The organism is Ureibacillus sp. FSL K6-2830, from assembly GCF_038004145.1.
GTDB lineage: Bacteria > Bacillota > Bacilli > Bacillales_A > Planococcaceae > Ureibacillus > Ureibacillus thermosphaericus.
The window spans coordinates 2,089,618-2,115,506 of sequence record NZ_JBBOQR010000001.1; the positions used below are offsets into that span (position 1 = coordinate 2,089,618).

The 25,889-nt window shown below is 35.7% G+C and carries 34 protein-coding genes, 7 pseudogenes and 1 riboswitch; of the genes and pseudogenes, 33 read left to right on the plus strand and 8 right to left on the minus strand.

The window, feature by feature from the left end:
- The 6 genes and pseudogenes from NSU17_RS10200 to NSU17_RS10225 all read left to right on the plus strand — a co-directional run bounded on the left by NSU17_RS10200 (position 1) and on the right by NSU17_RS10225 (position 4,027).
- Positions 1-1,293 (plus strand): TIGR02679 family protein, encoded by a 1,293-nt coding sequence (locus NSU17_RS10200; protein ID WP_340704958.1) that lies wholly within the window; start codon positions 1-3, stop codon positions 1,291-1,293.
- Between the two features lie 248 nt (positions 1,294-1,541).
- Positions 1,542-1,634 carry an ImmA/IrrE family metallo-endopeptidase gene (locus NSU17_RS10205; protein ID WP_232019924.1) on the plus strand — a complete coding sequence of 31 codons (93 nt, stop codon included), beginning with the start codon at positions 1,542-1,544 and terminating at the stop codon, positions 1,632-1,634.
- A 445-nt stretch (positions 1,635-2,079) separates the two neighbouring features.
- Positions 2,080-2,262: pseudogene (locus NSU17_RS10210) on the plus strand (hypothetical protein); the annotation flags it as partial.
- Between the two features lie 41 nt (positions 2,263-2,303).
- Positions 2,304-2,549 (plus strand): DUF2703 domain-containing protein, encoded by a 246-nt coding sequence (locus NSU17_RS10215; protein WP_340705503.1) that lies wholly within the window; start codon positions 2,304-2,306, stop codon positions 2,547-2,549.
- Between the two features lie 6 nt (positions 2,550-2,555).
- The gene (gene arsB / locus NSU17_RS10220) at positions 2,556-3,608 is read left to right on the plus strand and encodes an ACR3 family arsenite efflux transporter (protein WP_340704959.1); all 1,053 of its coding nucleotides are present in this window, start codon (positions 2,556-2,558) and stop codon (positions 3,606-3,608) included.
- Positions 3,609-3,625: 17 nt separating this feature from the next.
- On the plus strand, positions 3,626-4,027 hold the full coding sequence (locus NSU17_RS10225) for an arsenate reductase ArsC (protein WP_014097261.1): 402 nt from the start codon (positions 3,626-3,628) through the stop codon (positions 4,025-4,027).
- Between the two features lie 99 nt (positions 4,028-4,126).
- On the opposite strand, the gene NSU17_RS10230 is transcribed toward NSU17_RS10225, so the two are convergent.
- Positions 4,127-4,546, minus strand: a complete 420-nt coding sequence (locus NSU17_RS10230) for a transposase (protein ID WP_340704960.1) — start codon at positions 4,544-4,546, stop codon at positions 4,127-4,129.
- Between NSU17_RS10230 and NSU17_RS10235 the strand changes: the two genes are divergently transcribed.
- The 12 genes and pseudogenes from NSU17_RS10235 (at position 4,482) to NSU17_RS10290 (ending at position 13,191) form a co-directional block, all read left to right on the plus strand.
- The gene (locus tag NSU17_RS10235; RefSeq protein ID WP_445684098.1) at positions 4,482-4,739 is read left to right on the plus strand and encodes a hypothetical protein; all 258 of its coding nucleotides are present in this window, start codon (positions 4,482-4,484) and stop codon (positions 4,737-4,739) included. The two genes, NSU17_RS10230 and NSU17_RS10235, sit on opposite strands and share 65 nt — an antisense overlap.
- Positions 4,740-4,998: 259 nt before the next feature.
- Positions 4,999-6,492, plus strand: a pseudogene (locus NSU17_RS10240) (phage tail tape measure protein); the annotation flags it as partial.
- 54 nt (positions 6,493-6,546) lie between these two features.
- A pseudogene (rraA, locus tag NSU17_RS10245) lies at positions 6,547-7,041 on the plus strand (ribonuclease E activity regulator RraA).
- A 49-nt stretch (positions 7,042-7,090) separates the two neighbouring features.
- A riboswitch (cobalamin riboswitch) is annotated at positions 7,091-7,282 on the plus strand.
- A 125-nt stretch (positions 7,283-7,407) separates the two neighbouring features.
- Entirely contained in the window at positions 7,408-7,806 is a 399-nt protein-coding gene (locus NSU17_RS10250) for a (2Fe-2S) ferredoxin domain-containing protein (RefSeq protein WP_340704961.1), read from the plus strand.
- A pseudogene (locus NSU17_RS10255) lies at positions 7,803-8,541 on the plus strand (energy-coupling factor ABC transporter permease). The gene NSU17_RS10250 and the pseudogene NSU17_RS10255 overlap by 4 nt, the downstream one beginning before the upstream one ends.
- A 1-nt stretch (position 8,542) precedes the next feature.
- Positions 8,543-8,827, plus strand: coding sequence for an energy-coupling factor ABC transporter substrate-binding protein (locus NSU17_RS10260; RefSeq protein ID WP_015863803.1), 285 nt, complete (start codon positions 8,543-8,545; stop codon positions 8,825-8,827).
- Positions 8,824-9,309 (plus strand): CbiQ family ECF transporter T component, encoded by a 486-nt coding sequence (locus NSU17_RS10265; RefSeq protein ID WP_232019881.1) that lies wholly within the window; start codon positions 8,824-8,826, stop codon positions 9,307-9,309. Before NSU17_RS10260 ends, NSU17_RS10265 begins: the two co-directional genes overlap by 4 nt.
- Before the next feature lie 309 nt (positions 9,310-9,618).
- Positions 9,619-10,701 (plus strand): FecCD family ABC transporter permease, encoded by a 1,083-nt coding sequence (locus tag NSU17_RS10270; RefSeq protein ID WP_408647333.1) that lies wholly within the window; start codon positions 9,619-9,621, stop codon positions 10,699-10,701.
- Positions 10,698-11,465: a heme ABC transporter ATP-binding protein gene (locus NSU17_RS10275; RefSeq protein ID WP_096549712.1), complete on the plus strand. Its 768-nt coding sequence runs from the start codon at positions 10,698-10,700 to the stop codon at positions 11,463-11,465. The genes NSU17_RS10270 and NSU17_RS10275 overlap by 4 nt, the downstream gene beginning before the upstream one ends.
- 45 nt (positions 11,466-11,510) lie before the next feature.
- Positions 11,511-12,515, plus strand: a complete 1,005-nt coding sequence (locus NSU17_RS10280) for an ABC transporter substrate-binding protein (RefSeq protein ID WP_232019880.1) — start codon at positions 11,511-11,513, stop codon at positions 12,513-12,515.
- A 146-nt stretch (positions 12,516-12,661) separates the two neighbouring features.
- Positions 12,662-12,958, plus strand: coding sequence for a transposase (locus tag NSU17_RS10285; protein WP_340704962.1), 297 nt, complete (start codon positions 12,662-12,664; stop codon positions 12,956-12,958).
- An 8-nt stretch (positions 12,959-12,966) separates the two neighbouring features.
- Complete coding sequence (locus tag NSU17_RS10290; RefSeq protein ID WP_232019879.1) at positions 12,967-13,191, plus strand: helix-turn-helix domain-containing protein; 225 nt, start codon at positions 12,967-12,969, stop codon at positions 13,189-13,191.
- A 384-nt stretch (positions 13,192-13,575) separates the two neighbouring features.
- Here NSU17_RS10290 and NSU17_RS10295 read toward each other — a convergent pair whose 3' ends face one another.
- Positions 13,576-13,800, minus strand: a complete 225-nt coding sequence (locus NSU17_RS10295; RefSeq protein ID WP_339287848.1) for a hypothetical protein — start codon at positions 13,798-13,800, stop codon at positions 13,576-13,578.
- A 375-nt stretch (positions 13,801-14,175) separates the two neighbouring features.
- On the opposite strand from NSU17_RS10295, the gene NSU17_RS10300 reads away from it, so the two are divergent.
- Together NSU17_RS10300 and NSU17_RS10305 are read left to right on the plus strand one after the other, a co-directional pair.
- Positions 14,176-14,613, plus strand: coding sequence for a hypothetical protein (locus NSU17_RS10300; protein ID WP_340704963.1), 438 nt, complete (start codon positions 14,176-14,178; stop codon positions 14,611-14,613).
- 92 nt (positions 14,614-14,705) lie between these two features.
- A complete protein-coding gene (locus tag NSU17_RS10305) occupies positions 14,706-14,921 on the plus strand; it encodes a hypothetical protein (protein WP_409373621.1) in 216 nt (71 codons plus the stop codon).
- On the opposite strand, the pseudogene NSU17_RS10310 reads toward NSU17_RS10305, so the two are convergent.
- The 3 genes and pseudogenes from NSU17_RS10310 to NSU17_RS15955 form a co-directional block, all read right to left on the minus strand.
- Positions 14,904-15,053, minus strand: a pseudogene (locus NSU17_RS10310) (ATP-binding protein); the annotation flags it as partial. The gene NSU17_RS10305 and the pseudogene NSU17_RS10310 overlap by 18 nt on opposite strands.
- 170 nt (positions 15,054-15,223) lie before the next feature.
- Positions 15,224-15,466, minus strand: a complete 243-nt coding sequence (locus NSU17_RS10315) for a hypothetical protein (RefSeq protein WP_096549675.1) — start codon at positions 15,464-15,466, stop codon at positions 15,224-15,226.
- A gap of 299 nt (positions 15,467-15,765) precedes the next feature.
- Positions 15,766-15,930, minus strand: a pseudogene (locus NSU17_RS15955) (DDE-type integrase/transposase/recombinase); the annotation flags it as partial.
- A gap of 262 nt (positions 15,931-16,192) precedes the next feature.
- Here NSU17_RS15955 and NSU17_RS10325 point away from each other — a divergent pair.
- Together NSU17_RS10325 and NSU17_RS10330 are read left to right on the plus strand one after the other, a co-directional pair.
- The gene (locus NSU17_RS10325) at positions 16,193-16,474 is read left to right on the plus strand and encodes a hypothetical protein (protein WP_340704965.1); all 282 of its coding nucleotides are present in this window, start codon (positions 16,193-16,195) and stop codon (positions 16,472-16,474) included.
- 9 nt (positions 16,475-16,483) lie between these two features.
- Entirely contained in the window at positions 16,484-16,690 is a 207-nt protein-coding gene (locus NSU17_RS10330) for a hypothetical protein (protein ID WP_340704966.1), read from the plus strand.
- Positions 16,691-16,798: 108 nt separating this feature from the next.
- Here the strand turns inward: NSU17_RS10330 and NSU17_RS10335 are convergent.
- Positions 16,799-16,942 (minus strand): annotated as a pseudogene (locus tag NSU17_RS10335) (transposase); the annotation flags it as partial.
- Between NSU17_RS10335 and NSU17_RS10340 the strand changes: the two are divergent.
- Together NSU17_RS10340 and NSU17_RS10345 are read left to right on the plus strand one after the other, a co-directional pair.
- Positions 16,896-17,240 (plus strand): macrolide transporter, encoded by a 345-nt coding sequence (locus tag NSU17_RS10340; protein ID WP_340434282.1) that lies wholly within the window; start codon positions 16,896-16,898, stop codon positions 17,238-17,240. The pseudogene NSU17_RS10335 and the gene NSU17_RS10340 overlap by 47 nt on opposite strands.
- Before the next feature lie 300 nt (positions 17,241-17,540).
- Positions 17,541-18,533: a lipoate--protein ligase gene (locus tag NSU17_RS10345; protein WP_340704967.1), complete on the plus strand. Its 993-nt coding sequence runs from the start codon at positions 17,541-17,543 to the stop codon at positions 18,531-18,533.
- A 136-nt stretch (positions 18,534-18,669) separates the two neighbouring features.
- Here NSU17_RS10345 and sspO read toward each other — a convergent pair whose 3' ends face one another.
- Positions 18,670-18,825: a small acid-soluble spore protein O gene (gene sspO / locus NSU17_RS10350; RefSeq protein ID WP_016839463.1), complete on the minus strand. Its 156-nt coding sequence runs from the start codon at positions 18,823-18,825 to the stop codon at positions 18,670-18,672.
- 230 nt (positions 18,826-19,055) lie between these two features.
- Here sspO and NSU17_RS10355 point away from each other — a divergent pair, with 230 nt between their 5' ends.
- Entirely contained in the window at positions 19,056-19,211 is a 156-nt protein-coding gene (locus tag NSU17_RS10355; RefSeq protein WP_016839462.1) for a DUF1540 domain-containing protein, read from the plus strand.
- A 101-nt stretch (positions 19,212-19,312) separates the two neighbouring features.
- Here NSU17_RS10355 and NSU17_RS10360 read toward each other — a convergent pair whose 3' ends face one another.
- Positions 19,313-19,546, minus strand: coding sequence for a hypothetical protein (locus tag NSU17_RS10360; protein ID WP_096549671.1), 234 nt, complete (start codon positions 19,544-19,546; stop codon positions 19,313-19,315).
- 604 nt (positions 19,547-20,150) lie between these two features.
- Here NSU17_RS10360 and NSU17_RS10365 point away from each other — a divergent pair.
- The 8 genes from NSU17_RS10365 to NSU17_RS10395 all read left to right on the plus strand — a co-directional run bounded on the left by NSU17_RS10365 (position 20,151) and on the right by NSU17_RS10395 (position 25,874).
- The gene (locus tag NSU17_RS10365) at positions 20,151-20,324 is read left to right on the plus strand and encodes a Fe3+-hydroxamate ABC transporter substrate-binding protein (RefSeq protein WP_016839459.1); all 174 of its coding nucleotides are present in this window, start codon (positions 20,151-20,153) and stop codon (positions 20,322-20,324) included.
- Positions 20,325-20,353: 29 nt separating this feature from the next.
- Positions 20,354-21,088: a hypothetical protein gene (locus tag NSU17_RS10370; RefSeq protein ID WP_340704968.1), complete on the plus strand. Its 735-nt coding sequence runs from the start codon at positions 20,354-20,356 to the stop codon at positions 21,086-21,088.
- 194 nt (positions 21,089-21,282) lie between these two features.
- A complete protein-coding gene (locus tag NSU17_RS10375; protein ID WP_016839457.1) occupies positions 21,283-21,792 on the plus strand; it encodes a type 1 glutamine amidotransferase domain-containing protein in 510 nt (169 codons plus the stop codon).
- Between the two features lie 406 nt (positions 21,793-22,198).
- A complete protein-coding gene (locus NSU17_RS10380) occupies positions 22,199-22,585 on the plus strand; it encodes a hypothetical protein (protein WP_340704969.1) in 387 nt (128 codons plus the stop codon).
- Positions 22,582-22,773 carry a hypothetical protein gene (locus NSU17_RS10385; protein WP_168412794.1) on the plus strand — a complete coding sequence of 64 codons (192 nt, stop codon included), beginning with the start codon at positions 22,582-22,584 and terminating at the stop codon, positions 22,771-22,773. Before NSU17_RS10380 ends, NSU17_RS10385 begins: the two co-directional genes overlap by 4 nt.
- Before the next feature lie 21 nt (positions 22,774-22,794).
- Positions 22,795-23,025, plus strand: a complete 231-nt coding sequence (locus NSU17_RS15960; RefSeq protein ID WP_445684094.1) for a Fic family protein — start codon at positions 22,795-22,797, stop codon at positions 23,023-23,025.
- 212 nt (positions 23,026-23,237) lie between these two features.
- Positions 23,238-24,704: a type I restriction-modification system subunit M gene (locus NSU17_RS10390; RefSeq protein WP_340704970.1), complete on the plus strand. Its 1,467-nt coding sequence runs from the start codon at positions 23,238-23,240 to the stop codon at positions 24,702-24,704.
- Positions 24,705-25,874 carry a restriction endonuclease subunit S gene (locus NSU17_RS10395; protein ID WP_340704971.1) on the plus strand — a complete coding sequence of 390 codons (1,170 nt, stop codon included), beginning with the start codon at positions 24,705-24,707 and terminating at the stop codon, positions 25,872-25,874.
- The last annotated feature ends 15 nt before the right edge of the window (positions 25,875-25,889 follow it).

Genomic DNA, 25,889 nt, shown 5'->3' on the forward strand with positions numbered 1-25,889 from the left:
ATGTTGGAACAAAAAGTAGCGGATGCTGTTGAGTTTTTTCGCGGTGAACCCGGCTTTCACCGCCTTTTTTTGCTGATGAAAAAGAAATATCAATCACTTGGGAGAATCGGCGGAACGGTCAAATTAGACGGTTTTTCATTTGAAGAAAAAGAAGCGCTCGGGGCGTTTTTTGGGAAGGATTTTCATCAAGAATCTACTCCTTCGGTTTCATTAAAAATGTTTGCCGAACAATTAGAGAAAACGCGCTTTGCCGGTATATCGCTCGTTACGTTACTTGAGAATTATTTTGGTGAAGACATTACAACCAATCAAGAGAAGAGGGAAACAGATCGGAAGAAAAAAGAAGAATTTTTTCAAAACCTTATTCATCAATATCCCGAACAAGCAAGGCTTCTCTCTTTTATAACTGAATCAGCTCCCCAAAACCGCTTTATTCATATCGCCTATTCGCAAGATCGGGAACATTTGGAGACTGTTTTAAAGAATGTGTGCACTGCGCTTCAACATTTGCCGAAAAAAGGTGATTATGAACGTCTTTCAATTTTTTCACAAAAAGTGCTAAAAGATCCGCACGCATTTGACTTACATACGTTTCAAGGAAAAGTATTTCTTCATGCACTTCAATTTTACTCTGATCAAGACTATGACTTATCCTCAGTCGAGGAAGTCAATGAGCTCCTGCAATCATTTGGCATTTTACGGGAAGATATTTTAAACTTTGTGACATGTGCGGGAATTTTGACAGAAACGGAACAGGGAATTCATTCTGTGTTTGCTTCTGCTGTAAAAACCAATACAGTACTCAATGTGCCATTGCGGGAAATATTGAAGTTAAAGCGTGCATATCCTGCTAAGGGGCAGACCGTATTTGTCGTTGAGAACTCAGGCGTATTTTCCGCTTTGTTGGATTTATTTCCTGACGCTTTCCCGCCGCTGATTTGCACAAATGGGCAATTTAAACTAGCGTCACTGATGTTAATAGACTTAATCATCCAAGAAGGTTGTCAAATATATTATTCTGGAGATTTTGATCCTGAAGGACTAAAAATGGCGCAGCGATTAAAGGAGCGGAATCAGGAGCATATTCATTTATGGCATTTCCAATTAGAAGATTACTTAGCGTCATCTCCAGAGGTTTTGCTGTCGGATGACCGAGTAGCGAAACTAGAAACTGTTACGATCGAAGAATTGCAGCCGATCAAAGAGAAAATACGGGAAATCAAAAAAGCTGGGTATCAAGAAGAAATCCTGAAGAAGCTTTATGAAGGTATTTGTCGCCACATGTGGGATTAGGCTGGAAGCATGATTTGCGAGTCTGTTCCCATTCGATTTGCTAACAATGTGCGAATGGGACAGGTGGTTACATAGTAAAGAAAATACACGTTTGGATAGACGTGCTTACTTTTCGAGTTTATATTAACATATTTCATTATTTGAGGTTTTAAGCTTCTTGTTGGTTTTAAATTAACTCGAATGTCTATTTCTTTATTATGATGAGCTTGCTCATTTTGGTGCAAGTGGTCAATAATTCCTATGTTGAAATGGAAAGACAAGCGAATTATTTTGCAGCTGCTCTAATATTGCCGTGGAAGCTCTTCCTATACTTATATAAGTTAGAGGGGTTTATTAATTGAAAGAAATTTTGGATGGTTTCTATAAATGCGATGATTGTAAGAAGTTATCATATATGTTTAATAAGTTATAATTCAATACCAATGCCAGCAAAAGCAAATGTACAAAAGGAAATAAAAACACTCAGTTGAAATTAAGTTGGACCGCCAAACTCTAATGGAGAAAAGATTTGAAAGTACCAAAACAAGATTAATCTAGATTTAGAAATTTTGCATCAACTCTTTCAAGGAAATTCAAAAAATTCGCGGTTAAAATAAACCAGATTTTACAAGCTCAAGCATCTGAAAGGATCGGATTTGAAATTGGCTAGTATTTTTAACCCATCCATTTTTACACAATTATACGGACTTAACTCTATTAAATAGATGTATGACTGGAAATGATATATATTGTAAAATTTATGATAAAATAGCACTATATACATGTTCTTATGGGTGAGGTGTGTATATGTCGCAAAATTTTCGCTTTTTAGAAGAAAAATGGGAAGTTCTCGCCCGTGTTGGGGAAACGGCAGAACGAAATGTCTATCAAAATCCCAATGTGGCGATAAGTGAGCTTAGAAAATTTGCTGAAACTATAACAAAATATATTTTAGCGTTAGAAGAAATAAAGGAAGAACGTAGAACTGATCATTTTTAAGTTCTTCAACAATTCGTGTAAATGCCAGGGATATTGCTCTTGAGGTTAAGGAATCTTCCTGCAAAGAATGTGGGAATCTGTGTGGTGACTCTGTGGATTGCAGGGTTTGGGTGCAGGATGGTATAGAGTATACGGAACCTCCAAAATCCATGATTATCAACGCAATTTTGAAAGAAGTTTATAGTGGCCATGGTTCAATCCCTTTATCAAATGAGAAATATGAAATCCCACAAAACTTAATTACATTTTTTGATAGCTTGGAAAGAAAGGAGGATTGATTTAACATGAGTAAGGAACAAAATAGTGGAATTGGATTTTTTGAAAAGTACTTAACCGTATGGGTTATTTTATGTATGTTTGCAGGGGTATTGATTGGAAAGTTTTTACCCGGAATCCCAGCGTTTTTAGGGCGTTTTGAATATGCAAATGTTTCAATACCTATGGCTATTTTAATCTGGCTTATGATATATCCAATGATGTTAAAAGTAGATTTTCAAAGTATAAGAAATGTAGGCAAAAATCCCAAGGGACTTTTTGTTACATGGATAACTAACTGGTTGATAAAGCCATTTACTATGTTCGGCATTGCATGGCTGTTTTTCTTTGTAATTTTTAAATCTCTAATTCCGGCAGAATTGGCACAAGACTATCTTGCGGGAGCAATACTTCTTGGAGCTGCACCGTGTACAGCGATGGTATTTGTATGGAGTTATTTGACCAAAGGCAACGCGGCTTATACCGTCGTGCAAGTGGCAACAAATGATCTTATAATTCTCATAGCTTTCACGCCCATAGTTGCGTTTCTTCTAGGTGTGGGCGGTGTAACCATACCCTGGGACACTCTTGTTTTATCTGTAGTATTGTTTGTTGTTATCCCGCTGACTGGTGGTATAATTACCCGTAATTACATCACAAAAAAGCGAGGACTCGATTACTTTGAAAAGAGTTTTATACCGAAGTTTGGGAATATCACTACCATAGGTCTATTGTTAACATTAATAATAATCTTTTCATTCCAGGGCGATGTAATTCTGAATAATCCACTTCATATTGTTTTAATTGCTATACCATTAATTATTCAGACTTTCCTAATCTTTTTCATTGCATATCTAGCAAGCAAGGTTATAAAACTACCTCATGAGATAGCAGCGCCTGCTAGTATGATTGGTGCCTCTAACTTTTTTGAACTGGCAGTTGCCGTTGCGATTGCATTGTTTGGAACACAAAGCCCAGCTGCACTTGCTACCATTGTAGGGGTTCTAACAGAAGTGCCTGTTATGTTGATATTAGTAAAGATAGCGAATAATACAAGGCACTGGTTTCCAGAAAAAAGCTAGAAAGGAGGTAATGCTTAATGAGTAATAAACTAAAGGTCGCATTTATATGTGTTCATAATTCATGTCGAAGCCAAATAGCCGAGGCACTTGGTAAGCACTTTGCAGGAGATATATTTGAAAGCTACTCTGCTGGCACAGAAACAAAACCTCAAATTAACCAGGATGCTGTGCGCCTAATGAAAGAGCTTTATGATATAGATATGGAGAAAACTCAACATTCAAAGTTGCTTGATGAAATACCTCCAGTAGATATTGTTATTACAATGGGGTGTAATGTGGAATGCCCTTACCTTCCATGTAAACACAGGGAAGATTGGGGGTTGGATGATCCTACAGGTAAGAGTGATGAGGAATTTAAAAAAGTAATATCAACAATAGAAACAAAAATAAAAGAGTTAAAAGCAAAACTAAAGTCGTAATAATTATAAGTTCTTTGTCAAATGGTGTTGGTGAATAAATGTTAGTGACATTATTTGGTAATATGTAATCGGATGGCTTAGGGGAAATTCGAGGTTCCCCTAAGCTGTTTTGATTTTCGCTAAGTTTTGGGTAATGAATATTCGGTTTCTAAAGTGATAGAAGGATCGATAACCGAAAGAAATGCGTTTCATCACTTTGATTTTGTTATGAATCCCCTCTAAAATGCCGTTATTATAATCGTACTTTAGCGTATTCTCGACGTAATTGATGTATTTGTTGATTGTCTTGATGGCGGTTTTCATATAGCTGGAAACGATATTTTGTTTATTCTCTAATGTTTTCTTTAGGAGCTCAAAGTCTTTGATTTTGATGCAATGTTGCACGTATTGATATAACTCATAGGGGGAAATTGCAAAAAGGTATGGGGGCTTAGAAGATTTAGGTGAAAAGTTAATGAAAGCTGAAAACTTTGAGATGGCTTTAGATGAAATTGTCTGGTTAATTACCTTACTTGCCAATCAAAGTATTTATATCCATAATCGATTGAACGAAGAAAAGAAAGAATTGTTAACGGAAGATGATGTGGAACTGTTAACATCTCCTGCTGAGATGGCAACTTTTAAAGATGCAATTATGGAAGCAATGTTTAAAGGGACAAAACGATATATTGAGTCGGAGGAAACCGATACAAAAAACGAAGTGGTCGAGTAAACGATGAAGAAATGTTTGCTCGACTTATTTATTATGGAGTCACGCAACTAAAAAGGACTGAAGAAGAAGTGTGGTTAATGCCTATTGGCCATTTACTTGATCAATGGGAAATCCACAAACAATTCACAGGTCTCACAAAACCTAAAAATGAACTTTCAATTGATGAAGTTATTCCATATGGTATTTAAATATAAAGTTTCTACTAGTACCTCAAATCAAAGAGGTGCTTTTTTACTTGTTATGGATAGGAGGTGGCAGTATGGCAGACAATTTTGGTCTTAAAATTGGTGTTGAAGGGGAACGAGAATTTAAGAAATCTCTACGGGAAATTAACCAATGTTTCAGAGTGTTAGGCTCAGAAATGAAATTAGTGACATCAGAATTCGATAGAAATGATAAATCTATTAAAGCAATAACAGCAAGAAATGCAGTATTGAATAAAGAAATTGATGCACAAAAGGAAAAAATATCAACGCTAGAAAAGGCCCTTGCCAATGCTGCTGAATCCTTTGGAGAAAATGATAGAAGAACACTTTCTTGGCAAACCCAGTTAAATAATGCGAATGCTGAGTTAAATAACTTAGAACGTGAACTGAAGGACTCACAAGAAGAAGTAAAGAATCTTAATCGAGAAAAAGTAGAAAAAATTGTGAATGGTTTAAAAACAGCTGGTGAAATTGCGGGTAAAGTATTGGTGGCAGGTTTAAAAGCAGCTGCGGCTGCCATGGCGGCAATTGGAACTGGGGCAGTCGCATCAGGTAAATTTATTAAGGACTCTTTAAATGTTTACGGTGAATATGAAGATGCCATGAAGCAAGTTCAGGCAACAATGGGACTTACAGGCGAAGAAGGGGAAGAAGCCTTTAATAAATTATCTCAAGCAGCAAAAGATGCGGGAGCAAGTACACGCTTCTCGGCATATGAATCAGCCGAAGCGTTAAATTATCTAGCTTTAGCGGGATATGATACAGAACAGGCGATAGGAGAACTTCCAGGTGTGCTTACACTTTCTGCCGCGGGTGATATGGATTTAGCAAGAGCATCTGATTTAGTGACAGACTCGATGGCTGCCTTAGGTCTTGAAATTGCTGATATGGATTTGTATATGGACAAAATGGCAAAGACATCACAAAAGTCCAACACAGATGTACAGCAATTAGGGGAAGGTATACTTGTTGCAGGTGCAACAATGAAAAATGCTGGGCAAGATTTAGCTTACGTGACTGCCGCCACCGTGCCTGGTCATCGTATTTTGATGGAGCGAATCGAGCGTGTTCAACAGCGAGTAGGATATTCTCCTAAAGAAATCGTGTTAGACGCTGGCTATTATAACGCCCGACTAGCAAGAGAATTAGAGAAAAAAGGGATTTTGGCGTATATGTCGTATCGACGTTTTCATCGAAAGGAACATCCCGATTGTCGTTCCGTAAAGTTCCAGCAAGTCACAGACGATGTGTATGCGTGTCCCTGTGGTGTAAAGTTCACGTATTCCACGTCCACCCGTTCTGGATATCATGAGTACAAACCAGCAGTAAAAGGAAGTTGTGTGGGATGTCCTGCCGCAAAAGGCGCAAAGGATCGTGTATTTCGAGTTTCCGTTCATCAAGATATCTACGAACGAATGCGGAAACAACGATTATCGATGAGAGGAAAAGTGTTGCGATCGGTACGTCCATCGACGATTGAGCGAAGTTTCGCCGAAAGCAAAGAACTCCACGGTCTTCGTTTCACACGATACCGTGGAGTCCAGCAGAAGGAGTTTTGACAAAGGATGTCAAATATAAGACATGGCAAGGAGGAGATTGTGATGAAAACAGCTGATTTATGCGATGAATTTTTAAGTGAATTGCAAGTATGCCAGCTGCCGATGCAATCTTACGGCGGCAAAGCGAAATTTTCCGGACCGATCGCGACGGTCGATGTATTTTAAGATAATGTGCTCGTTCGTGAGGCGCTCGAAACTGTTCCAGCGGGCACCGTATTGGTCGTAGACGGAAAAGGTTCGCGAAATTGCGCGCTGCTCGGAGACCGTCTTGCCCAGATCGCTTGTGAGCGCGGGTTTGCCGGGGTGATTATTCACGGATGCATTCGCGATTCCGCAAAAATCGCCAATATGCCGCTTGGGGTGATGGTGATTGGCACTTGCCCGGTGAAAAGCAAAAAAGAAGGAAAGGGAAAACGGGACGTTGCGCTCGAATTTGGCGGCGTTCGTTGGGAGCCAGGCGCCTATGTGTACACTGATCAAGACGGGATTGTATTGGCGAAAACGGACTTATTTAAAAAAGTGGTTGACGATGTTTGAAAATTTGTACTACTATGAATAACAGAAATGTTCTTTGAAAAATCGACATTATATGCCAAACAAATAAGGTGCCTTTCTCATTAGAGAATAGGCTTAAAAGGGAAGTACGGTGAAAATCCGTCACGGTACCCGCCACTGTGATGGGGAGCTTTGTTGCATCATGTCACTGAAGGAAACTTCGGGAAGGCGCAATAAAGCGATGATCCTAAGTCAGGAGACCTGCCTTATTTGTTCGGACGGATACCTACGGGATTATAGGTAGACGTGCGGGAGAATGGTATACTTTTTTTGCTATATTTGTATGCATTTTTCTGCACCTCTGCGTATAGAGGTGCTTTTTATTTTGCAAAAAAGGAGAGACTCAACATGACAACATGGAACTTAATCGGAATGAAACATCATGTGCTGATTTGCAATGGAGGCAGCTGCATGCGTAAAGGGGGAGAAGAAGTAACGCTTGCCATCCGCGAAGAAATCGCGATGCTGGAGTTAGATGGCATTGTACATACGACGCGGACTCGCTGCAATGGCCGTTGCCAAGACGCGTGTGTAGTCATCGTTTACCCTGAAGGCGTATGGTACAACGGTGTGACGCCGGAAAAAGCAAGGGAGCTTGTGCAAAGGCATTTGCGAGATGGGGAATGGTTGGAAGAAACGATAACGTACCGTTATGAAGAGAAGCAAGGATTGATGATGACAAAACAATCAAACGCCTCTCTAGGAATCTCGAAATTATGTAAAGCAACGCGAGGAACGAAAGCATGAAAAAATGGAAAGTCGCCCTTTTCCTTTGCGGTTTAGTCGTCTATTTTACGTTTACCGGCAGCACATCGGCATTTGCGATGCATATTATGGAAGGATTTTTGCCTGTTGGATGGGCGATTTTTTGGTGGCTTGTTTTTTTGCCATTTTTGATCATCGGTATGCGTTTACTAATTCGGATTACACGCGAGCATCCGGAACTAAAGCTGCTCATTGCGCTGTCCGGGGCATTTACGTTTGTGCTGTCCGCCTTAAAAATTCCAACCGTTACTGGGAGCAGCTCACATCCAACGGGGGTAGGACTCGGTGCGGTGCTGTTTGGCCCATGAACGATGGTAGTGATGGGAAGCATTGTATTGCTGTTTCAAGCGTTATTGCTGGCACATGGCGGATTGACGACATTAGGGGCAAATGCCATGTCCATGGCAGTCGTCGGCCCGCTTGTGGCTTACGGCATTTATCGTTTTAAAAAAAATGGAATATATCGCGACGCTGGACGATTTTTTTCGCTGCATTTTTCTCTGATTTGGCACATATGTTGTCACCTCATTGCAATTAGCGCTGGCGTTCCCGGATGCGACAGGTGGGGTTTTCGCTTCGTTTGCCAAATTTGCCGGCATTTTTGCTATCACGCAACTACCACTGGCGATTACAGAAGGGCTGCTTACGGTCGTCGTTTGGAATTTCTTAACCACTTACAGTAGCGGCGAACTAAATCAGTTAGAGAGGGGAGTGTAATATGAAGCGAAGTCTTTTTCTTCTTGCTATTGCTGTTTTACTGGTAGTAGCGCCGTTATTGTTCATTCATCACTCTGATTTTGGCGGCACGGATGGCCAGGCGGAAAAAATGATTCAGAAGCTCGCTCCTCATTATCAACCTTGGATGGAAACCATATTTGAGCCGCCAGGCGGAGAGGTGGAAACGTTGCTGTTTTCTGTGCAGGCGGCAATCGGTGCCGGAATTATTGGCTATATTATCGGCGTCTATAAAGGCCGGGCGAACCGAAAAGAGGAAGCAAAATGATCCGGCAGTTTGACACCATCGCTTACGATAACCGCCTGCGGACAATACGCCCCGAACAAAAAGTGATATTTGCGCTTCTGTTATTAATGATGGCCATCACAGGAAACTGGAAAACGCAAGTAATGATGACGATTTGGCTTGCCATTTGGATTATCGGTTATGCGCGTGTTTCGTGGAAGGTGTACGCCAAAGCCCTCGGAGTCGTGGCATTGTTTCTGATGATGAGTTTTCCAGCTTTGCTTGTTTCGATAGACAAATCTTTTCATGTTTCCATTGACCGTTCGAAAATTTTCATCGCAATGTCTTTGCTCTCTCGTTCGGTCGCGGCATGGTCTTGCTTATTTTTCCTCTTGATGACTACCCCGTTTCCAGAGATATTGTATGTGCTCAAACGAATGAAAGTACCATCCATTATCATTGAGTTGTTGTTTTTTATGTATCGGTTTGTATTTGTTTTCGAGAAAGCAGCAGAAGAGCAATGACTTTACCATGTGATTGTTACATGTATAGCGTGAGTCTAAAAGAAAACGGTTTTAAAAGTCATAAGTAAAGGGGCTTTGCCCCTTTTTGTAAGAGTATGTTGCTGGGAAATATTTATAATATTTGGGAAGGAGGGGTGTACGAGAGATGAAAAGATGATTCTTATCTTATTTTGTATTGTACGATCTCGTTGTTCTTATCCATAGGAATGAGGATTTTTTATGTGTATGAAGGTACTCTATGTTTAAGAGGATTACAGATAGGGAGGTTTGCTTCGTTTGCTTCAGAATCATTTAAAGAAAAAAGAAAAAATTGTTCCACAAGTTCCATTTTCAGATTACCACCATAAACGAGGGTTTCGTTTGATTTTTTTGTTTCTTTTTTGTGCGCTTTTATTGTCCATTACATTTGCTGTTACACTTGGTCCGGTCAAAATGTCTCCCTTCACAGTATGGAAAATTGCTCTATCACATCTTTCTTTTTTGGGTGATCACATTGAAGTAAATTGGAGCAAAGCACAAGAACGAATTATTTGGGATATTCGATTACCTCGTGTCTTACTTGGAGCTGTTGTAGGAGCTGGACTTTCCGTTGTAGGAGTAGTCATTCAAGCATTAGTACGTAATTCACTCGCTGATCCGTACATACTTGGCATTTCTTCTGGTTCCTCTGTTGCAGCAACACTTGTAATTCTATTTGGCGCACTACCATTTTTCGGTCAGTATGCCTTGTCGCTTGGAGCTTTTTTCGGTGCAATGTTAGCGTTGGTGGCTGTTTATTTGTTAGCTCAAGTTGGAGGAAGAATTCAGACAACACGCCTTCTGTTAGCTGGGGTTGCTGTTTCTTTCATCATGTCAGCTTTAACAAATTTTATTGTGACGCTCGCACCAAAAGAATCGGGCATTCGTGAAGCAACGTTTTGGATTATGGGTAGTTTAGCTGGAGCTAAATGGGAGTACTTAACTATTCCAAGTGTTGTGGTGATAGTTGGCTTAGTATATCTATTATTTCAATATCGCTCTTTAAATATTTTATTAATGGGAGAAGACGTTGCAGCAACACTTGGAGTCAATATCGATACGCTTCGTAAAGGACTCATCATAATCACATCGCTTATCACAGGAACAGTTGTAGCAGTCAGTGGTTCAATTGGTTTTATTGGTTTAGTTGTTCCACATCTTTCACGTTTGCTAGTCGGATCTGACCATAAACGAGTGCTTCCTACGAGTATATTAATTGGAATGATTGTCGTTATTTGGTCTGATGTATTTGCCCGCTTGGTACTTGCCCCTCAAGAGCTTCCTATTGGTGTAGTGACAGCGCTTTTTGGTGGCCCTTTTTTCATTTGGCTTTTACGTCGCAGTACGTATTCATTTGGAGGTGACAGTAAATGAAACTAGCCATTGAACATGTATCCTGTACCATTATGGAAACATCAATTATTCAGGATATTTCCATTCATATAAAGGATGGACAGTTTGTTGGCATAATTGGTCCAAATGGCAGTGGAAAATCAACACTTTTAAAAATCGCCTCACGTATTTTGAAACCAAATGCTGGTGCCGTTCGATTAGATGGTCAACATTTATATGAACTGTCACCTAAAAAAGCAGCTCAAGAAATAGCGGTGGTTAGTCAAGAAACATCCTTAACATTTGATTTTTCTGTTCAAGAAATCGTTTTAATGGGGCGTAATCCACATAAGCGGTTATTTCAATCGGATACAGATGAGGACCTTCGCATTGTCAACGAAGCTTTGGAGCGTGTTGGAATGCAAGGATATGAGGAGCGAAGTTTTATGAGTTTATCAGGGGGTGAGAAACAACGAGTTTTGATCGCAAGGGCGCTTGCTCAGCAGGCGAAACTTATCATTTTAGATGAACCGACAAACCACCTTGACATCCGTCATCAACTTCAATTAATGGACCTTGTAAAAAAACTTAATGTCACTGTTTTAGCGGCATTGCATGATTTAAACCTTGCATCCAATTATTGTGATTATTTATATGTAATACAAAATGGACAAGTTGTTATGTCTGGCACACCAGAAAGCGTGCTAACAAAAGATCGAATCAGAGAGGTATTTGGAGTAGAAACAGAAATCATTATTCATCCTTTAACTAAAAAACCTTATATCACTTTTTTAACACACGTTTAAACATGGCAATGAAACATATATAAATTTGGAAAGAAGAGGAAAATTATGGAGAAAAAGAAAAACAACCACATGTTTTGGCTAAGTATTTGTTTACTTGTAATGATGATGTTGGCAGCTTGTAACAGCTCAAATGAATCTGTTGCCAAAGAAGAAAAGCAACAAAAAGACAACAGTGAATACAGTGAAGTAGTGATCAATAACATGGGGCGTACTGTTAAGTTTACAGAACCTCCAAAACGAGCGATTACATTAAATCAACATGCAACAGAAATTATGCTTGCATTAGGATTGCAAGATTCGATGGTTGGAACAGCTTACTTGGATGATCAAATTTTACCAAAGTTCAAGGATGCTTATGAAAAAATTCCTGTGCTCTCAAAGCAGTACCCATCAAAGGAAGTCTTTTTAGCAAAAGAACCAGATTTTGCGTATGCAGGTTGGAAAAGTGCTTTTACAGAGAAAACGTTAGGAACAGTTGAAGAGCTCGAAGAGTTAGGCATTAAAAGGTATATTCAAGAATCTTCAAATAAGGTAGCACCAACATTAGAAGATGTGTACAAAGATATCGAAAATATCGGACGTATTTTTCAAGTGGAAGCAAAAGCAAATGAAGTGATAAATCAAATGAAAAAAGACATAGAAGAAATAACAAAGCAAATTGGAACAGTTGAAAAACCGCTGAAGGTGTTTGTGTATGATAGTGGAGTTGATAAACCGTTCACAGCAGCTAACAACTATTTAACTCATTTAATCAAAATAGCAGGCGCTAAAAATATCTTTGATGATATTCAAAAAGGATGGGCCGACGTCAGCTGGGAAGAAGTTGTAAACCGTAATCCAGATGTAATTGTCATCATTGACTATGGAGATACAACAGTCAAACAGAAACAAGATTTATTGCTTTCTAAAAAGGAACTTGCTGATGTTACTGCTATTAAAAACAAGCGATTTATTATTCTTCCTCTTTCAGCAGCAGCAGAAGGAATTCGTGCTCCAATTGCATTAAAGACACTAGCTGAAGGGCTATATCCAGAAAAATTCAGGAAATAACAATGGAATAATAAGGCACAAACCTATCTATGTTTCATGAAATGATATGATGTTGTAAGAAGGCTAAGCTTTTTTGATATGATCCCCTTATAATAGACAGAAAAAAGAAAGCCAATTAATCTGTCTACTATGGAGGGGATTTTTCTATGGGGAAAATACGAAAAACATATGATGCAAAGTTTAAAAAGAAAGCTGTGGATTTATATTTGAAAGAGGGCATGGGATACAAAACGGTGGTGAAAGAATTAGGGATTAGTCATTCCATGGTAGATCGATGGGTGAAACGCTATGAAAAGGAAGGAATACAAGGTCTGGAGGAAAAATGTGGTAAAGCGAAAGGACCAAATAAAGGAAGACCGAGAACTCGTCTGGAAGATCCTGAAACGAAAATCAAGCATCTTGAGGCGGAAGTAGAGATGCTAAAAAAGCTCTTAAAGAGGTGAAAGGGGGAATGGAAGCAGTACCAGCCCACAAGAAGTTCGCGATCATTCAAGAAATGGCCGGGTGTTATGGTTCTATTCAACAATTATGTGAGATTGCAGGCGTGTCTCGAAGCAGATATTACAAATGGGTAAAACGACAGGAACACCCTTCTCAGAAGCACTTGGAAGACGAGCAGCTAAAGGAAAAAATCAAAGAGTGCCATGAAGAAGTGAAAGGAATACTGTGTGTTTAGTCCGCCAACCAAATCAAGATGAACCAATAATAAAAGTTGATGAAAATGGCTCTTTCCTTGAAGAATAAAGGGAAGCGCTATTTCGTTTTAAAGGCCATATTCGAAAAGATATTGTTAGGAAAAGGATATCCAACAACAGTGGAAACTTTTAAATTAAACTTAAATAACGATAGAAAAATGAACTTTATTTTCAGATGTGCAAATGGCATTATTCTATTATTAGATTATAGTAGCAACGTTTATTAAGAATAGTAATTAATATTTTTATTTGACGTAATAAAAAATAGGCATCTACATTGTAATCGGGTAGATGCTTTTCTTATGTTTCACTTCCTCCAAGATCTTTCTTTTTGAAAGGTGTGTCTGAAAAGTTCCATCACTTGATTATTTTATTTTATCAGCAATATGAATTGTATATCCTTCACTATTTATTTGATAACTAACACTTGTTGCAAAATGTCTATTTTTCGGATAAATCAGCTTTAAATGGATTTTTCCATTTATTTTACTATTTGGTTTCACTGTCACATATCTAATTACATCATTTTGGATTCCGCTCGGTACGTTAATTCCAGAACTAATATATAATTTTGTGATAGGCTTAGCCACCCTAATTTCATCATCGGTTTGATTATAAATTCTTGTTTGAAATGTGGTGATAAATAGTAAATAATTATTAATTTTTACTTCAACTAAAACCCCATTCTCTTCACCTAAATATACATATTCCTTATGAAGAAGCTTACTAGAAAATAAAATAAAAAATATAATGATAATTAAATAAAATTTTTTTTCATTTAATCACCCTATTTTCAAATTTTTTGTTGATTTCTATATACCAATATTATACCACTTAGGTAAAAAAAGGGAGGTATTTGAGATGAGATTAATTAATCATTTACTAGTATTTTTTGTTACTTTTTTCTTTTTTTCACTAGTACATCTTTTGTAATGGCTTCCGAGATTAATAGAAATCCGACTCAAATGGAATTGGAGAAAAACATTAAATTAAGGAAAACCCTTGGATTTGATATAAATAGAAATCATGTATTATCAATTTTAAATGATGAAAACAAAGAAGAACGCTTTTCTTATGGATTTACAAAAGAAGAAGCAAAAGAATTTGATAGACGAATGAAATTCCAAAAAGATGAAGTACCGAAGATTAAGCAGAAGGTCTTTGAAAAAATTAATGAGAATAACATTGGTTCATTTTACATTGATCAGAAAAATAACGGAAAACTAATTTTGGGAATTACAGTAGGTACTCCAAAATCAACAATTGAAAAAATAAAAAAAGAGATTAATGAATTAACAACGGAATCTGAAAATGTTGAATTTATTTTTGTTCAAAACTCACTTGTGTATGGCAAAATAAAAGTGCAGAGCTTTGCAAAGGAAAAATGCAGTGTCCTGCACTAAATTTTTGTGCATAAACAAAAAAAGACTTGCCAGTCACCCCAAGTCCCACTACAGTAATTGTGTCAAGCAATTGGTAGTGGAGGTAAGAAGGGATGCTAGCAATGTCTGATATTAATTATATCAAACATTTAAGAAATAACAAAGGTTTATCTATTTCAGAAATACAAAGAACAATGGGAATTAATTGGCGAACAGCTAAAAAGTATGCGGATGAAGATCAACTCCCTAAACAGAAATCATTTAAAAAGAAAGGGATGATGTATGAGGAAAAGTGGGGAGTAATTGTTTCAGATTACTGCTTCCGTTAAGATTGGATCACCAAAGACATTATTCCACTGGCTAAACTGTAAATTTGTTGTGACAATGATACTTTTGGTTTCATAACACATGGAGATAACCTGAAATAACAATTCTGCCCCTTGTTTATGCAAAGGAATGAAAAGAATCCATTTTGTTCACTCTTTTTTCAAAAATGGATTCTTTTTGATTCTCACCAGATAAGGATTCTAATTCAAACGTAGCATTAATTATTGCATTATCAAATGTTAATGGATATTGATATTTTCCCGAACAGAATTATTGTCGAAAACTCATTTACTAAAATCCATATTCATTCAGATTGTTTGATAATTTTCAATTGATAAAATCCTATGCTACATACAAAAATGCCTAAAAATAAAAAGAATGGGACAAAAAAATTGTCTAGAAATTTTGGATAAAAAACGGTAAGGTCAGCTCCAGATGCACTTCCAATCCACATAACATACGTTGATAAATAAGCGTTTATTCTCTCCAAAGTATAAAGTAAACCCCCAAACATCATTAAGATAGATCCTAAATAGATAAATTTCAATGTGTATCCCTCCATTCAATTGTATTATAATAAAAAGTAGAAAAAATACAATTTTTAACATATTTACAATAATTAACGTATAAAGTAAAATATTACTAATAATAGATGATAATGTCAAAAAATCTATGAAAACTTAGTTTTGGAGGGATGTGATCTAGCGAAACTAGAGGAAATGCCGCCGCAATCGCTCTTGACAAACACGTCAATGGTTTGATTTCGAACCAACAAGGGCGAAGGGAACAAAAAGAAGGCACACCAAAGAAGCCCTTGCCAATTCCCATTTTAAACCATTGACTGGTGATTGGCAGCTCATCCACCTGGAGTTTTTGATAAGGCTTATTGACAGGCTTTTCAGTTGGCTTATCAAACGCGTTTTTTCCAATCAGAAGGGTAAGTAATGTTCGAATCATTTGATCTTGGTACTTGATATATTCAAGCAAATAGGTTAATAATTGAAGTAACAACTTGTCACTTCCTTTATTAGGGATTTTTGAGTGTGTGGTTACCTCATAAATACCCTAATTTTAAGGGGGTGGCAAGTTTTTTTTATATAAAACTAGTTATATCAACAAAAACGTAATTTTTTATTAAGTAATTTTTGACAATACGTAATAGATGCTTATGGAAAAAAATTTATTATTTCTCCTAGTGCGGAAGGACAAATTACTGATGAAGAACTAGAAGCAATTTCAATGCAAGCTACTAGCGACGAAATCATTATTAATAATGTATATACTTCATGATAATAATTTACGATTAGGAGGAGTTTCACCAGAAAGAGAAAATAATAATGTAATTTCTCCTAATGCTTGGTATGATCTTTCAATCAAATGGTCTGTAACAAAATTTGTAAAACAAACAGATACCCCATTACAAGCCAAACAAATCGCAACTGTTCCAACAGGTGGTACTAAAAAAATATCTACTAAATATACAACAAAATCCTCATTTACTGTTAGTGGTTCTACAAAGGAAAAGGGTCTAACTGCTGCTGTAGAAAGTAATTAAACTGGTGATTTGACTTACACTATCGAAAAAACCTACACAGGACCATCAATTGATTCTGGATATGTTTCGTATGTTTTTTGGCTAACTCCATTTGTAAATCGTGGTACTTGGACTGCAAAAGGTACAGGAGTTCCATCAGGCGATGAATATGGACCATACAATGGATCATATGAGGAACCGACTAAGTTTGTAGAATGGACTCAACCTATAAAATAATATGTAATTAAGAGGTTGGGACATAAGTATTTTTCAACCTCAAAAATAAGGGGTGAGTTGTTTGAAAAAGCTCAACTATTTTACAATTTCATCCAATTTATGAGAGTTTTACACCCCTCGTAGTGCATATTTTCTTAAATTTGTGGCCATTAGGGCAATTCCCATTTCAATTTTTACTTTGAATTTTCCTCGAACGGAAAATCGTGTGAATCCCAAAATAGCCTTCAGAAATCCAAAAACTGTTTCTAACTCTCTGGAAGTGGTGGAAGAGGTTCTTCGGGAGTATGAACACACCTTACTTTTTGTCTCTCATGATCGGCGCTTTATAAATTCAGTAGCGAATCAGATTATGATTATCGAAGACTGCAAACTTAAAACTTTCAAGGGCAGCTATGATGAATATATGGCTAGCAAGACTGAAGTTAAAGATAGGAAAAAAGAGCAGATTAAGGGAGAAATTTTACGATTAGAAATTCGGTTGACGGAGGTAATAAGTAAAATTTTTATGCCTTCCAAAAAGGATGATCCTAAGCTTTTAGAGGTACAATGAGATTTTAGGAGAAATCCATCGTTTGAAAAATCTCCTTCAATAAAATGAAATACAAAATCTACGCCAATCATAAAAAATAGCCCTCAGTCCGAAAAAATCGTGATTGAAGGGCTATTTGTCATGTGTCCTAAAAGAGCAGGTGTTTTTTATTCGTCTCACTTGATTCGAGCTTACTTTAATTTGATGACAACGATAATAGTTGTCATTTTTTATTTTGATGAAAAATTCTATCGTACTAAAAAAATCAAAATGATCCTTTTTTCGTGTAAAATAAATATGGACATAAAGGAGGATATGCACATGTATTTCGTTGATAATAAAGGCATTACAGACCCTAGAGTGAACTTGGCAATTGAAGAATATCTTGTAAGAAACATGGATGTTGAGCAGGATGATTTTTTACTGTTCTATATCAATCAACCGTCCATTATTATCGGTAAAAATCAAAACACATATGAAGAAATTAACACAGACTACGTTGAAGAAAATGGAATCATCGTCGTTCGGCGACTTTCTGGTGGTGGAGCAGTGTATCACGATTTAAATAATTTAAACTTCAGCTTTATCACAAAAGACGATGGAAACAGCTTCCACAATTACAAAAGATTCACCCAGCCTGTAGTAGATGCGTTGGCAAAATTAGGGGTGAACGCGGAACTTTCTGGCCGCAATGACATTTTAGTGGAAGGGCGAAAAGTTTCAGGAAACGCGCAATATGTAACGCGCGGCCGTTTGGTTAGCCACGGCACATTGATGTTCAATCTAGATCTTGATGCGGTGGTAAATTCATTAAAAGTAAAGCAAGACAAAATTGAATCAAAAGGCATTAAATCCGTACGTTCACGTGTAGCAAACATCATTGATTTCTTGCCGGAAAAAATTACGGTAGAACAGTTCCGAATGGAAATTTTGAAATCGATTTTCGGTGGCGAGGAGAATATCCGATATTACGAGCTGTCAGAACAAGATTGGGAAAATATTCATACGATATCGAAAGAACGCTACCAAAAATGGGAATGGAACTATGGAAAATCACCGCGCTTCAATATGCAAAAGCAAAAGCGCTTCCCATCTGGGGAAATTGATATTCGTTTAGAAGTGAACAAAGGAATGATTGAAGAAATTAAGATTTTTGGTGATTTCTTTGGCATGGAAGACGTAGAAGAAATCGAGCAACGTTTAGTTTGTGTACGCTATGCTTATAAAGATATTGAAGAAGCTTTGGCGGATGTTGATATTTCCAGATATTTCGGCGGTGTAACGATGGACGATTTCTTACAATTAATTTATTAAGTAGTTAAAGTTAAGCTAACAGTTGAATATTAACAGCAAAGGCTGAAATAAAAAAGAACGAATTTCCGGTTAAAGAAATTCGTTCTTTTTCATGTGTTCAACAATTATTTTTATTGAATGAATAGCCGAGGATAACTTATTGTCGCTTCTTCGTTTTCTTATTATTATGTTTTTCTTGCGGTGTTAAAGGTTCGTTTGCAAGTTCATGATCAAATTCTCTTGATAGTTCTTTTCTTACTGCCTGCTCATCGCTGAAGTTGCCACTTAAGTTTTTCTTTTCTCTGTTACTCATCATCACACCTCCATGACATTAGTGTGTCATTAGGTGTCTTAACTATGCATTTGAAAAGAGATAAAGTCCTTTTTCATCTGTTGGTTTATTTCATAATTGAAAGGGTATTGAAGAAGAAAATATATAGAAACCAATCAATGTTTGTGTAAAATATTTGAAATTTAGTATGACAAAGATAGTATTAACCAATTCAAATCTGTCAATGATAACAAAAGAGGAGGTGTGAGATAATGCAACAAGAGATTCTTTGCGAAGTAAATAACTGCAAGTATTGGGCTGATGGAAACAAATGTAGTGCTGAAAGAATCTATGTAGTAAGTCAAAAAGGAAAAGAAGCATCCAATAGTGAAGAAACAGATTGCAAAACATTTACACCAGAGAATTAATTTTTATCAGGTAACCAATGAAAATTGGTTACCTTTTATAGTTATAGTATTGATAATAACTCTCATTTTCATTCGTTTTTATTGAATTATTTTTAGCTTTTCTAATTGTTAAATTTTTTAATAAGCATAAAATAGGATTTCTCCACTTTATCTTCAATATAGTCTAACGAATAACAACCGAATGGATCCGCTAATTCTCCAATAGCACGAGAAAGGTTGTCAATCACAAAGTTCAAATCTTCAGATTGTTTTTGTTCTGCTTGTGAATTTATTTCATACATAATTTCATGAGCTAAACGTTGTATACGCTGTAAACGCATTTCTTTTATCAGCACAGATTTCCCCCTTTTTTCAGCATACACAAAACATTATATGGTAGAGGTGTAAAGTACATGAAAATGTTTCAAGACGATTTTCTCTCTTGGGGAGCAGGATTAATTAATGCATAAAAAGAAGTACATCCGAAATGAACGATAAGTTTTCGTATAGCGGAAATTAATGGTATGATTTATGAAAGGAGGAAACGATAATTGAGGATGACTGGATTAGTCTTAGGGGGAATCGCTGGGATTTTCAGCATCGGTTTGTGGATTGTCTTTGTTTTTTATAATCCTTATTCGTCTACAGTTATTGAAGCCGGTCCAGCAATTAATACTTTTCTGTCGTTATGCCTCCCAGCCTGTTAAGCAATAATTGCTTTAATAATTCAAAAAGACTACCTTATGCTAATCGCTTTTATTTGGTCTTTGCCAATAAGCCTGTATATGCTGGGAACACCAGGAATCTTCCATTGATTTTTTGCTCCATGTATTGCTTATTTTATATGTTTTCTACTTTTGTAGTTTTCTAAGATAAAAGCAAGAACCAAGTTTGATATATGATGATTTTAACGAATTGTTTGATTCGATTTGGGGAATTTCCGAATAAGGAGGATATAAAATGTCATTAATTACTCCAAAATGTATGAAATGCAATAAAGTAATAGAAGATGATGAAGAAGTATTAATACAACTTCGATATCCTAAGAGAAAAGGAATCACTGAAATTAAAGCGTATTTAAATCTTGAAGGCAAATTTATTTGCAGCAATTGTTCAAAGAAAATGAATATCTAAATCTGTGTGAAGTTAAGGAAATTTAAGATATGAGAAGATTAAGAGATGTATTTTATATCAATGCCAATTTAGAAGAACAATATTTTATTTACTATGGAATGGAATTTCATGAATTTATTCAGTATTGCCCGGTAAACTTAGAAAATTTACTAATTACAGATGGGCAATATATTGCCAACGGTTTTAATAATCATTGGTTTTTTGAAACGGCAGTGGGGAAAGAGGGAATTTTAGAGTTAGCAAGAGAAGATATTTACGGTTTAGGTAATTTTCATTGGATTGATTACAACAATGAAGAAGATTTAAACCAATGTACCCCGGAAGAGAAAGCGGAAGTATTGTATTTGTCTCATTTTGGCAAGCCATTAAATTCGCCATTTTTTGATCGAATCAAAAATCAATTTGTTTATCTCGCCCACGATGATGGATGGTATTGCAAACTATATTGCAGAGATATTTTAGTGTTTAAGGAAATACTCGCAAATAAAATCATTGGAACTGTTTCCACAAATAAAAGAAGAAAAATCTATCCAATGGCTGAGGAAATAAAAAATCAACTATTTGAATTGACAAAAGAAGGTTTATTAATCGATTTTTCGAATATTTACCGGGATAGTCGATCAATTGGGCTAAGATTTTATGTAATAGGTCACTACGAAGATATGGATGAAATGTATAACAATCTTGAACGTAATAAGCGTAAAGCGAAATTAAGTCGGTTTTTAGAACATAAAAATAAGCAGTGGAAAATTTGTAATGGGTAACATTTTATAGCTGTAATGCTCCAAATCCTTTATGTGTTTTTATATTAAACATAGTAAAGGATTTTATATTTATAAAGAAAAAATAGATGATTCAATAAATTTATAAATAACTGAAAAAATCACATATTTTGCTATTCTATCTGCATATCAATTATACTAATCCTGTAAGATTTATTGCATAGGAGGTATTTGTTATGGCAAAGGTTGCATTTTTACTAGCAAGTAATTTTGAGGATTCTGAGATGAAAAATCCATATGAGGCAATTAAAGAAGCTGGACACCAAGCAGTCATCATTGGTTTGGAAAAAGGAGCAGAGTGCAAAGGTAAAAAAGGAACAGTTTCATATACAGCAGAGATCGGTGCGAAAGATGCAAAAGCAGATGAATTTGATGCTGTTGTAATTCCAGGCGGAAGTTCTCCAGAAGCATTGCGCGTCAATGATGATATCGTTCGCTTTGTAAAAGAAGCCAATGAACAAGGCAAATTAATTGCGGGTATTTGCCACGGACCTCAAGTGATGATTAGTGCGGACATTTTAAAAGGAAAAGCGGCAACATGCTATATCGGCATTCGAGATGATGTAAAGCTAGCTGGTGCAGACTATCGTGATGAAGAAGTCGTTGTGAGCGAAAACATCATCACATCCCGTACTCCGAAAGATGAACCTGCATTTATTCGTGAGATTTTAGCGAAATTAAATTAATAGAGGATAAAGAAAAAACGATTTCCAAATTACGGAAGTCGTTTTTTTCTTTAATAAATAAACAATTTTGTTAACAATAACAGAAAATTTGAATGGAAAAAGACATATTTTTATTTATAATGTATAAAATTCCAAGTGACATTGTGTCCTAGTATAATTTTATTATTCCAAGTCAAAAATGGGGGTGTTAATAACTTATTTGGAGGAAAGTCATGATAATTAAATGACCTTCATGTAATAGAAAAGTAAAAAGAAAAATGGTCATGGAAGATGCAAATGTGGTGCTTATGTAAAAATAATTAATAGATAATTTACCTAATCCCTAAATATAAAATTTATATTTAATACTAGATTTTTTTATTGATATGAAAAAATAATCTAATAATTATATTTAGGGGGCGGGATTGTGAGGTATTTGTATAAATTATTCTATGAGAAAGATAAAAATGAATTTCATAATAAATATTTCGAACGAATCAATTCGGATGCAGTTAAACGATTGATGTTATTCATAAAACCAATTGATCAGCCAGAATCTTTTGAACTGTATTATGTTCCAACTAATAATATTATTGATATGGTAGCAAAAATTTACAAATTATCTGGAGAATTAAACTTTATCTTCAATCAATTATCTAAAGTAGCAAAAGATCATTTCATTTTAGAATGTTTAGTAGAAGAATTATTCAATACAAATGAACTTGAAGGTGTAAAATGTTCAAAAGAGGAAATTGCTAGAAGTGTTAAAACTGTTAAAATGAAGAAAATGATAAAAAGAGATTTAATAGTATGATTAAGTCATACATGAATCTAATTAATGGAATTACATCACTTCCTATTAATCCAGTTAATATTAGAAAAGTATATGATGAAATTACTGAGGGTGAAATTGAAGAAAGTGAATTGCCAGATGGTGAAATTTTCAGAAAGGAAGTAACACACGTATTAAAAAAGTCAGGTACCGGTAAAGTTATACACTGAGGTATAACTCCCGAAGAAAAAATAATTAATGAATTAGAAAAATTATTAGTTTTTATGAATCAACCTAATGAAGTTCCAGAGATTATTAAAGTGACAATAGGACATTACTTCTTTGGTTATATACATCCTTTTTATGATGGAAATGGAAGAACATCACGATTTATTAGTAGTTTATATTTATCAAAGACTTTAGGTAATATTCTTGCTCTTTCGCTATCTAGAGGCTGTAATAAATATAAAACAAATTATTAAAAGTAAGCATTTTACAAAATAGAAATCTATAAACATGAAGTAACATGTTGATTGTTGCGTATTTATGCGGCTTGAGCCACTGTGGTGCTTAAGCCGTTTATTCATTTAGGGAGTTTTAATTTCAATATGATGGGTACCCAATATTTCCATATTAATATAGAGATATATTTAGATATAATGAAGTTATATGTGTAGAAGTAGGAGGAAGCTAGATGATTACAGGTGAAATCAAAAATAAGGTAGATAAAATATGGGAGACGTTCTGGACGGGTGGAATCACCAACCCATTAACGGTAATCGAACAATTTACCTACCTTTTATTTATAAAAAGTTTGGATGAAGCAGAAACCATTAAAGAGAAGGAAGCAGAAATTCTTGGTATTCCTTTTGAAGGAATCTTTCCAGAAGATAAACAACATTTACGTTGGCATCGTTTTAAAAATCTTGGTTCCCCAGAAGAAATGTATCGTATCGTATCGGATGAGGTTTTCCCTTTCATTAAAAATCTTCATGGTCAAGAAGATTCTGCATACTCAAAATACATGAGCGATGCAATGTTTTTAATCCCAACAGCGAACATGTTGGCAAAAATTGTCGAAGGAATTGACAATCTTCCTTTAGATGATCGGGATGTACAAGGGGATTTATATGAGTATCTGCTTTCCAAATTATCAACATCTGGTACAAACGGGCAATTCCGCACACCAAGACACATTATTCAAATGATGGTTGAATTGATGAAACCAACGCCAGAGGATATTATTATTGACCCTGCTATGGGGACTGCTGGATTTTTAGTTGCAGCAAGTGAATATTTACGGAAACATCATCAGGATTTATTTCTCGTTCAAGGGTTAAAAGAACATTATCATAACACGATGTTTTACGGAAATGATATGGACCGAACAATGCTTCGAATTGGTGCCATGAACATGATGCTGCATGGTGTAAATAATCCGAATATTGAATATCGGGATTCCTTATCTGAAATGAATAAAGATCAAGATAAATATACGTTAGTGCTAGCAAATCCGCCATTTAAAGGATCATTAGATTATGAAGCAGTATCAAACGACTTATTGAAAATTGCTAAAACGAAGAAAACGGAATTATTGTTCTTATCTTTATTTATTCGAATTTTAAAACCAGGTGGACGTGCAGCAGTTATTGTTCCAGACGGTGTGCTCTTTGGAAGTTCGACAGCCCATAAAGCTATACGCAAGGAAATTATTGAAAATCACAAATTAGAAGCCATTATTTCCATGCCTAGCGGAGTGTTTAAACCGTACGCAGGAGTATCTACGGCGATTATCATTTTTACAAAAACAGGTGCAGGTGGTACAAATCACGTTTGGTTCTATGACATGAAAGCAGACGGATTCTCTCTAGACGACAAACGCACTCCAATTGAAGAAAATGATATTCCGGATATTATTTCACGCTTTAACAATTTGGAAGCAGAAAAGGAACGGAAGCGAACAGAACAATCTTTTTTTGTACCGATAGAAGAGCTACGAGAAAATGAATATGACTTGTCTATTAATAAATATAAAGAAATCGAGTATGAGGAAATTGAATATGAGAATCCTATGGAAATACTCGAAAAAATTGGAACTTATGAAAAAGAAATAATGGATGGTTTAAAAGAAATTGAAAATTTAATAAAAGGGGCTAATTGAATGATTTCGAAATATAAATGTTATCCCCTTAAAAATTTTATCAATCAAATTAGAGGGGTATCTTACAAAAAAAATCAAATATCAGAAAAAACAATCGATGGATATATACCATTGTTAAGAGCCACAAATATTCAAAATGGAGAAATAATCTATCAGGATGTGTTGTATGTAGATTCTTCTCTCGTAAAATTGGAACAAAAATTAAGAAAAGGCGATATCTTAATTGCAGCATCGAGCGGCAGTAAAGAAGTTGTTGGAAAGTCGGGACAAGCAAACGAAGATTGTGAATATACTTTTGGAGCCTTTTGTAAATTAATTAGGCCAAAACAAAATATTAATGCGGATTATTTAAGACACTTTTTTAATACAGATTATTATTCTCGAACAATCTTACAGTCTATTAATGGGGCAAATATTAATAATTTAAGAAATGAACATATAGACGATTTAATGATTCCCATTCCATCATTAGAGATACAAAGCAAAATAGCGGCATTATTAAATAAGACTCAAGATGTAATTAAATGTCGCAAAGCCCAAATCGATTTATTAGATCAATTAACGCAAAGCATATTTTTCGAGATGTTTGGGGATCCGGAAACAAACCCTAATGGATGGGAATATAAAAAGTTAAGTGAGATTTGTCAAAATTTAGATAGTAAGAGGGTTCCAATTACTTCATCAGAACGCAAAAAAGGTATTTATCCATATTATGGAGCTTCAGGTATCGTAGATTATGTTGATGATTATATTTTTGATGACAATTTATTACTAGTTTCAGAAGATGGAGCCAATCTGTTATCTAGAGTAACGCCAATAGCATTTGAAGTGAAAGGAAAAATTTGGGTTAATAATCATGCCCACGTATTGAAGTTTGAACATTTATCCACCCAGCGTTTTATTAAATACGTTATCAATTTACAAGATATTTCACATTTGATTACTGGATCTGCCCAACCTAAACTAAATCAAAAAAATTTAAATTCATGTATGGTTCCATATCCACCGCTAGAATTACAAAATGAGTTTTATGAAAAAGTGGAAAAAATTGAAGAACAAAGGAAGGTATTTGAATCTAGCTTACTAGAATTAGAAAATTTATATCATGTATTGTTGCAAAAATCATTTAGAGGCGAATTATTTTCAGAAGAGGAAGTGTCAATTATTTAATAAAAGGGAAGTGCC

Excerpts from the sequence above, each read along its gene's own strand:
- NSU17_RS10200 (WP_340704958.1), top strand. The coding sequence starts at position 1 with ATGTTGGAACAAAAAGTAGCGGATGCTGTTGAGTTTTTTCGCGGTGAA.
- NSU17_RS10205 (WP_232019924.1), top strand. The coding sequence starts at position 1,542 with ATGGAAAGACAAGCGAATTATTTTGCAGCTGCTCTAATATTGCCGTGG.
- arsB (WP_340704959.1), top strand. The coding sequence starts at position 2,556 with ATGAGTAAGGAACAAAATAGTGGAATTGGATTTTTTGAAAAGTACTTA.
- NSU17_RS10225 (WP_014097261.1), top strand. The coding sequence starts at position 3,626 with ATGAGTAATAAACTAAAGGTCGCATTTATATGTGTTCATAATTCATGT.
- NSU17_RS10235 (WP_445684098.1), top strand. The coding sequence starts at position 4,482 with ATGAAAGCTGAAAACTTTGAGATGGCTTTAGATGAAATTGTCTGGTTA.
- NSU17_RS10250 (WP_340704961.1), top strand. The coding sequence starts at position 7,408 with ATGACAACATGGAACTTAATCGGAATGAAACATCATGTGCTGATTTGC.
- NSU17_RS10260 (WP_015863803.1), top strand. The coding sequence starts at position 8,543 with ATGAAGCGAAGTCTTTTTCTTCTTGCTATTGCTGTTTTACTGGTAGTA.
- NSU17_RS10265 (WP_232019881.1), top strand. The coding sequence starts at position 8,824 with ATGATCCGGCAGTTTGACACCATCGCTTACGATAACCGCCTGCGGACA.
- NSU17_RS10275 (WP_096549712.1), top strand. The coding sequence starts at position 10,698 with ATGAAACTAGCCATTGAACATGTATCCTGTACCATTATGGAAACATCA.
- NSU17_RS10280 (WP_232019880.1), top strand. The coding sequence starts at position 11,511 with ATGGAGAAAAAGAAAAACAACCACATGTTTTGGCTAAGTATTTGTTTA.
- NSU17_RS10285 (WP_340704962.1), top strand. The coding sequence starts at position 12,662 with ATGGGGAAAATACGAAAAACATATGATGCAAAGTTTAAAAAGAAAGCT.
- NSU17_RS10290 (WP_232019879.1), top strand. The coding sequence starts at position 12,967 with ATGGAAGCAGTACCAGCCCACAAGAAGTTCGCGATCATTCAAGAAATG.
- NSU17_RS10300 (WP_340704963.1), top strand. The coding sequence starts at position 14,176 with ATGGAATTGGAGAAAAACATTAAATTAAGGAAAACCCTTGGATTTGAT.
- NSU17_RS10305 (WP_409373621.1), top strand. The coding sequence starts at position 14,706 with ATGCTAGCAATGTCTGATATTAATTATATCAAACATTTAAGAAATAAC.
- NSU17_RS10325 (WP_340704965.1), top strand. The coding sequence starts at position 16,193 with ATGTATATACTTCATGATAATAATTTACGATTAGGAGGAGTTTCACCA.
- NSU17_RS10345 (WP_340704967.1), top strand. The coding sequence starts at position 17,541 with ATGTATTTCGTTGATAATAAAGGCATTACAGACCCTAGAGTGAACTTG.
- sspO (WP_016839463.1), bottom strand. The coding sequence starts at position 18,825 with ATGAGTAACAGAGAAAAGAAAAACTTAAGTGGCAACTTCAGCGATGAG.
- NSU17_RS10355 (WP_016839462.1), top strand. The coding sequence starts at position 19,056 with ATGCAACAAGAGATTCTTTGCGAAGTAAATAACTGCAAGTATTGGGCT.
- NSU17_RS10365 (WP_016839459.1), top strand. The coding sequence starts at position 20,151 with ATGTCATTAATTACTCCAAAATGTATGAAATGCAATAAAGTAATAGAA.
- NSU17_RS10370 (WP_340704968.1), top strand. The coding sequence starts at position 20,354 with ATGAGAAGATTAAGAGATGTATTTTATATCAATGCCAATTTAGAAGAA.
- NSU17_RS10375 (WP_016839457.1), top strand. The coding sequence starts at position 21,283 with ATGGCAAAGGTTGCATTTTTACTAGCAAGTAATTTTGAGGATTCTGAG.
- NSU17_RS10385 (WP_168412794.1), top strand. The coding sequence starts at position 22,582 with ATGATTAAGTCATACATGAATCTAATTAATGGAATTACATCACTTCCT.
- NSU17_RS10390 (WP_340704970.1), top strand. The coding sequence starts at position 23,238 with ATGATTACAGGTGAAATCAAAAATAAGGTAGATAAAATATGGGAGACG.
- NSU17_RS10395 (WP_340704971.1), top strand. The coding sequence starts at position 24,705 with ATGATTTCGAAATATAAATGTTATCCCCTTAAAAATTTTATCAATCAA.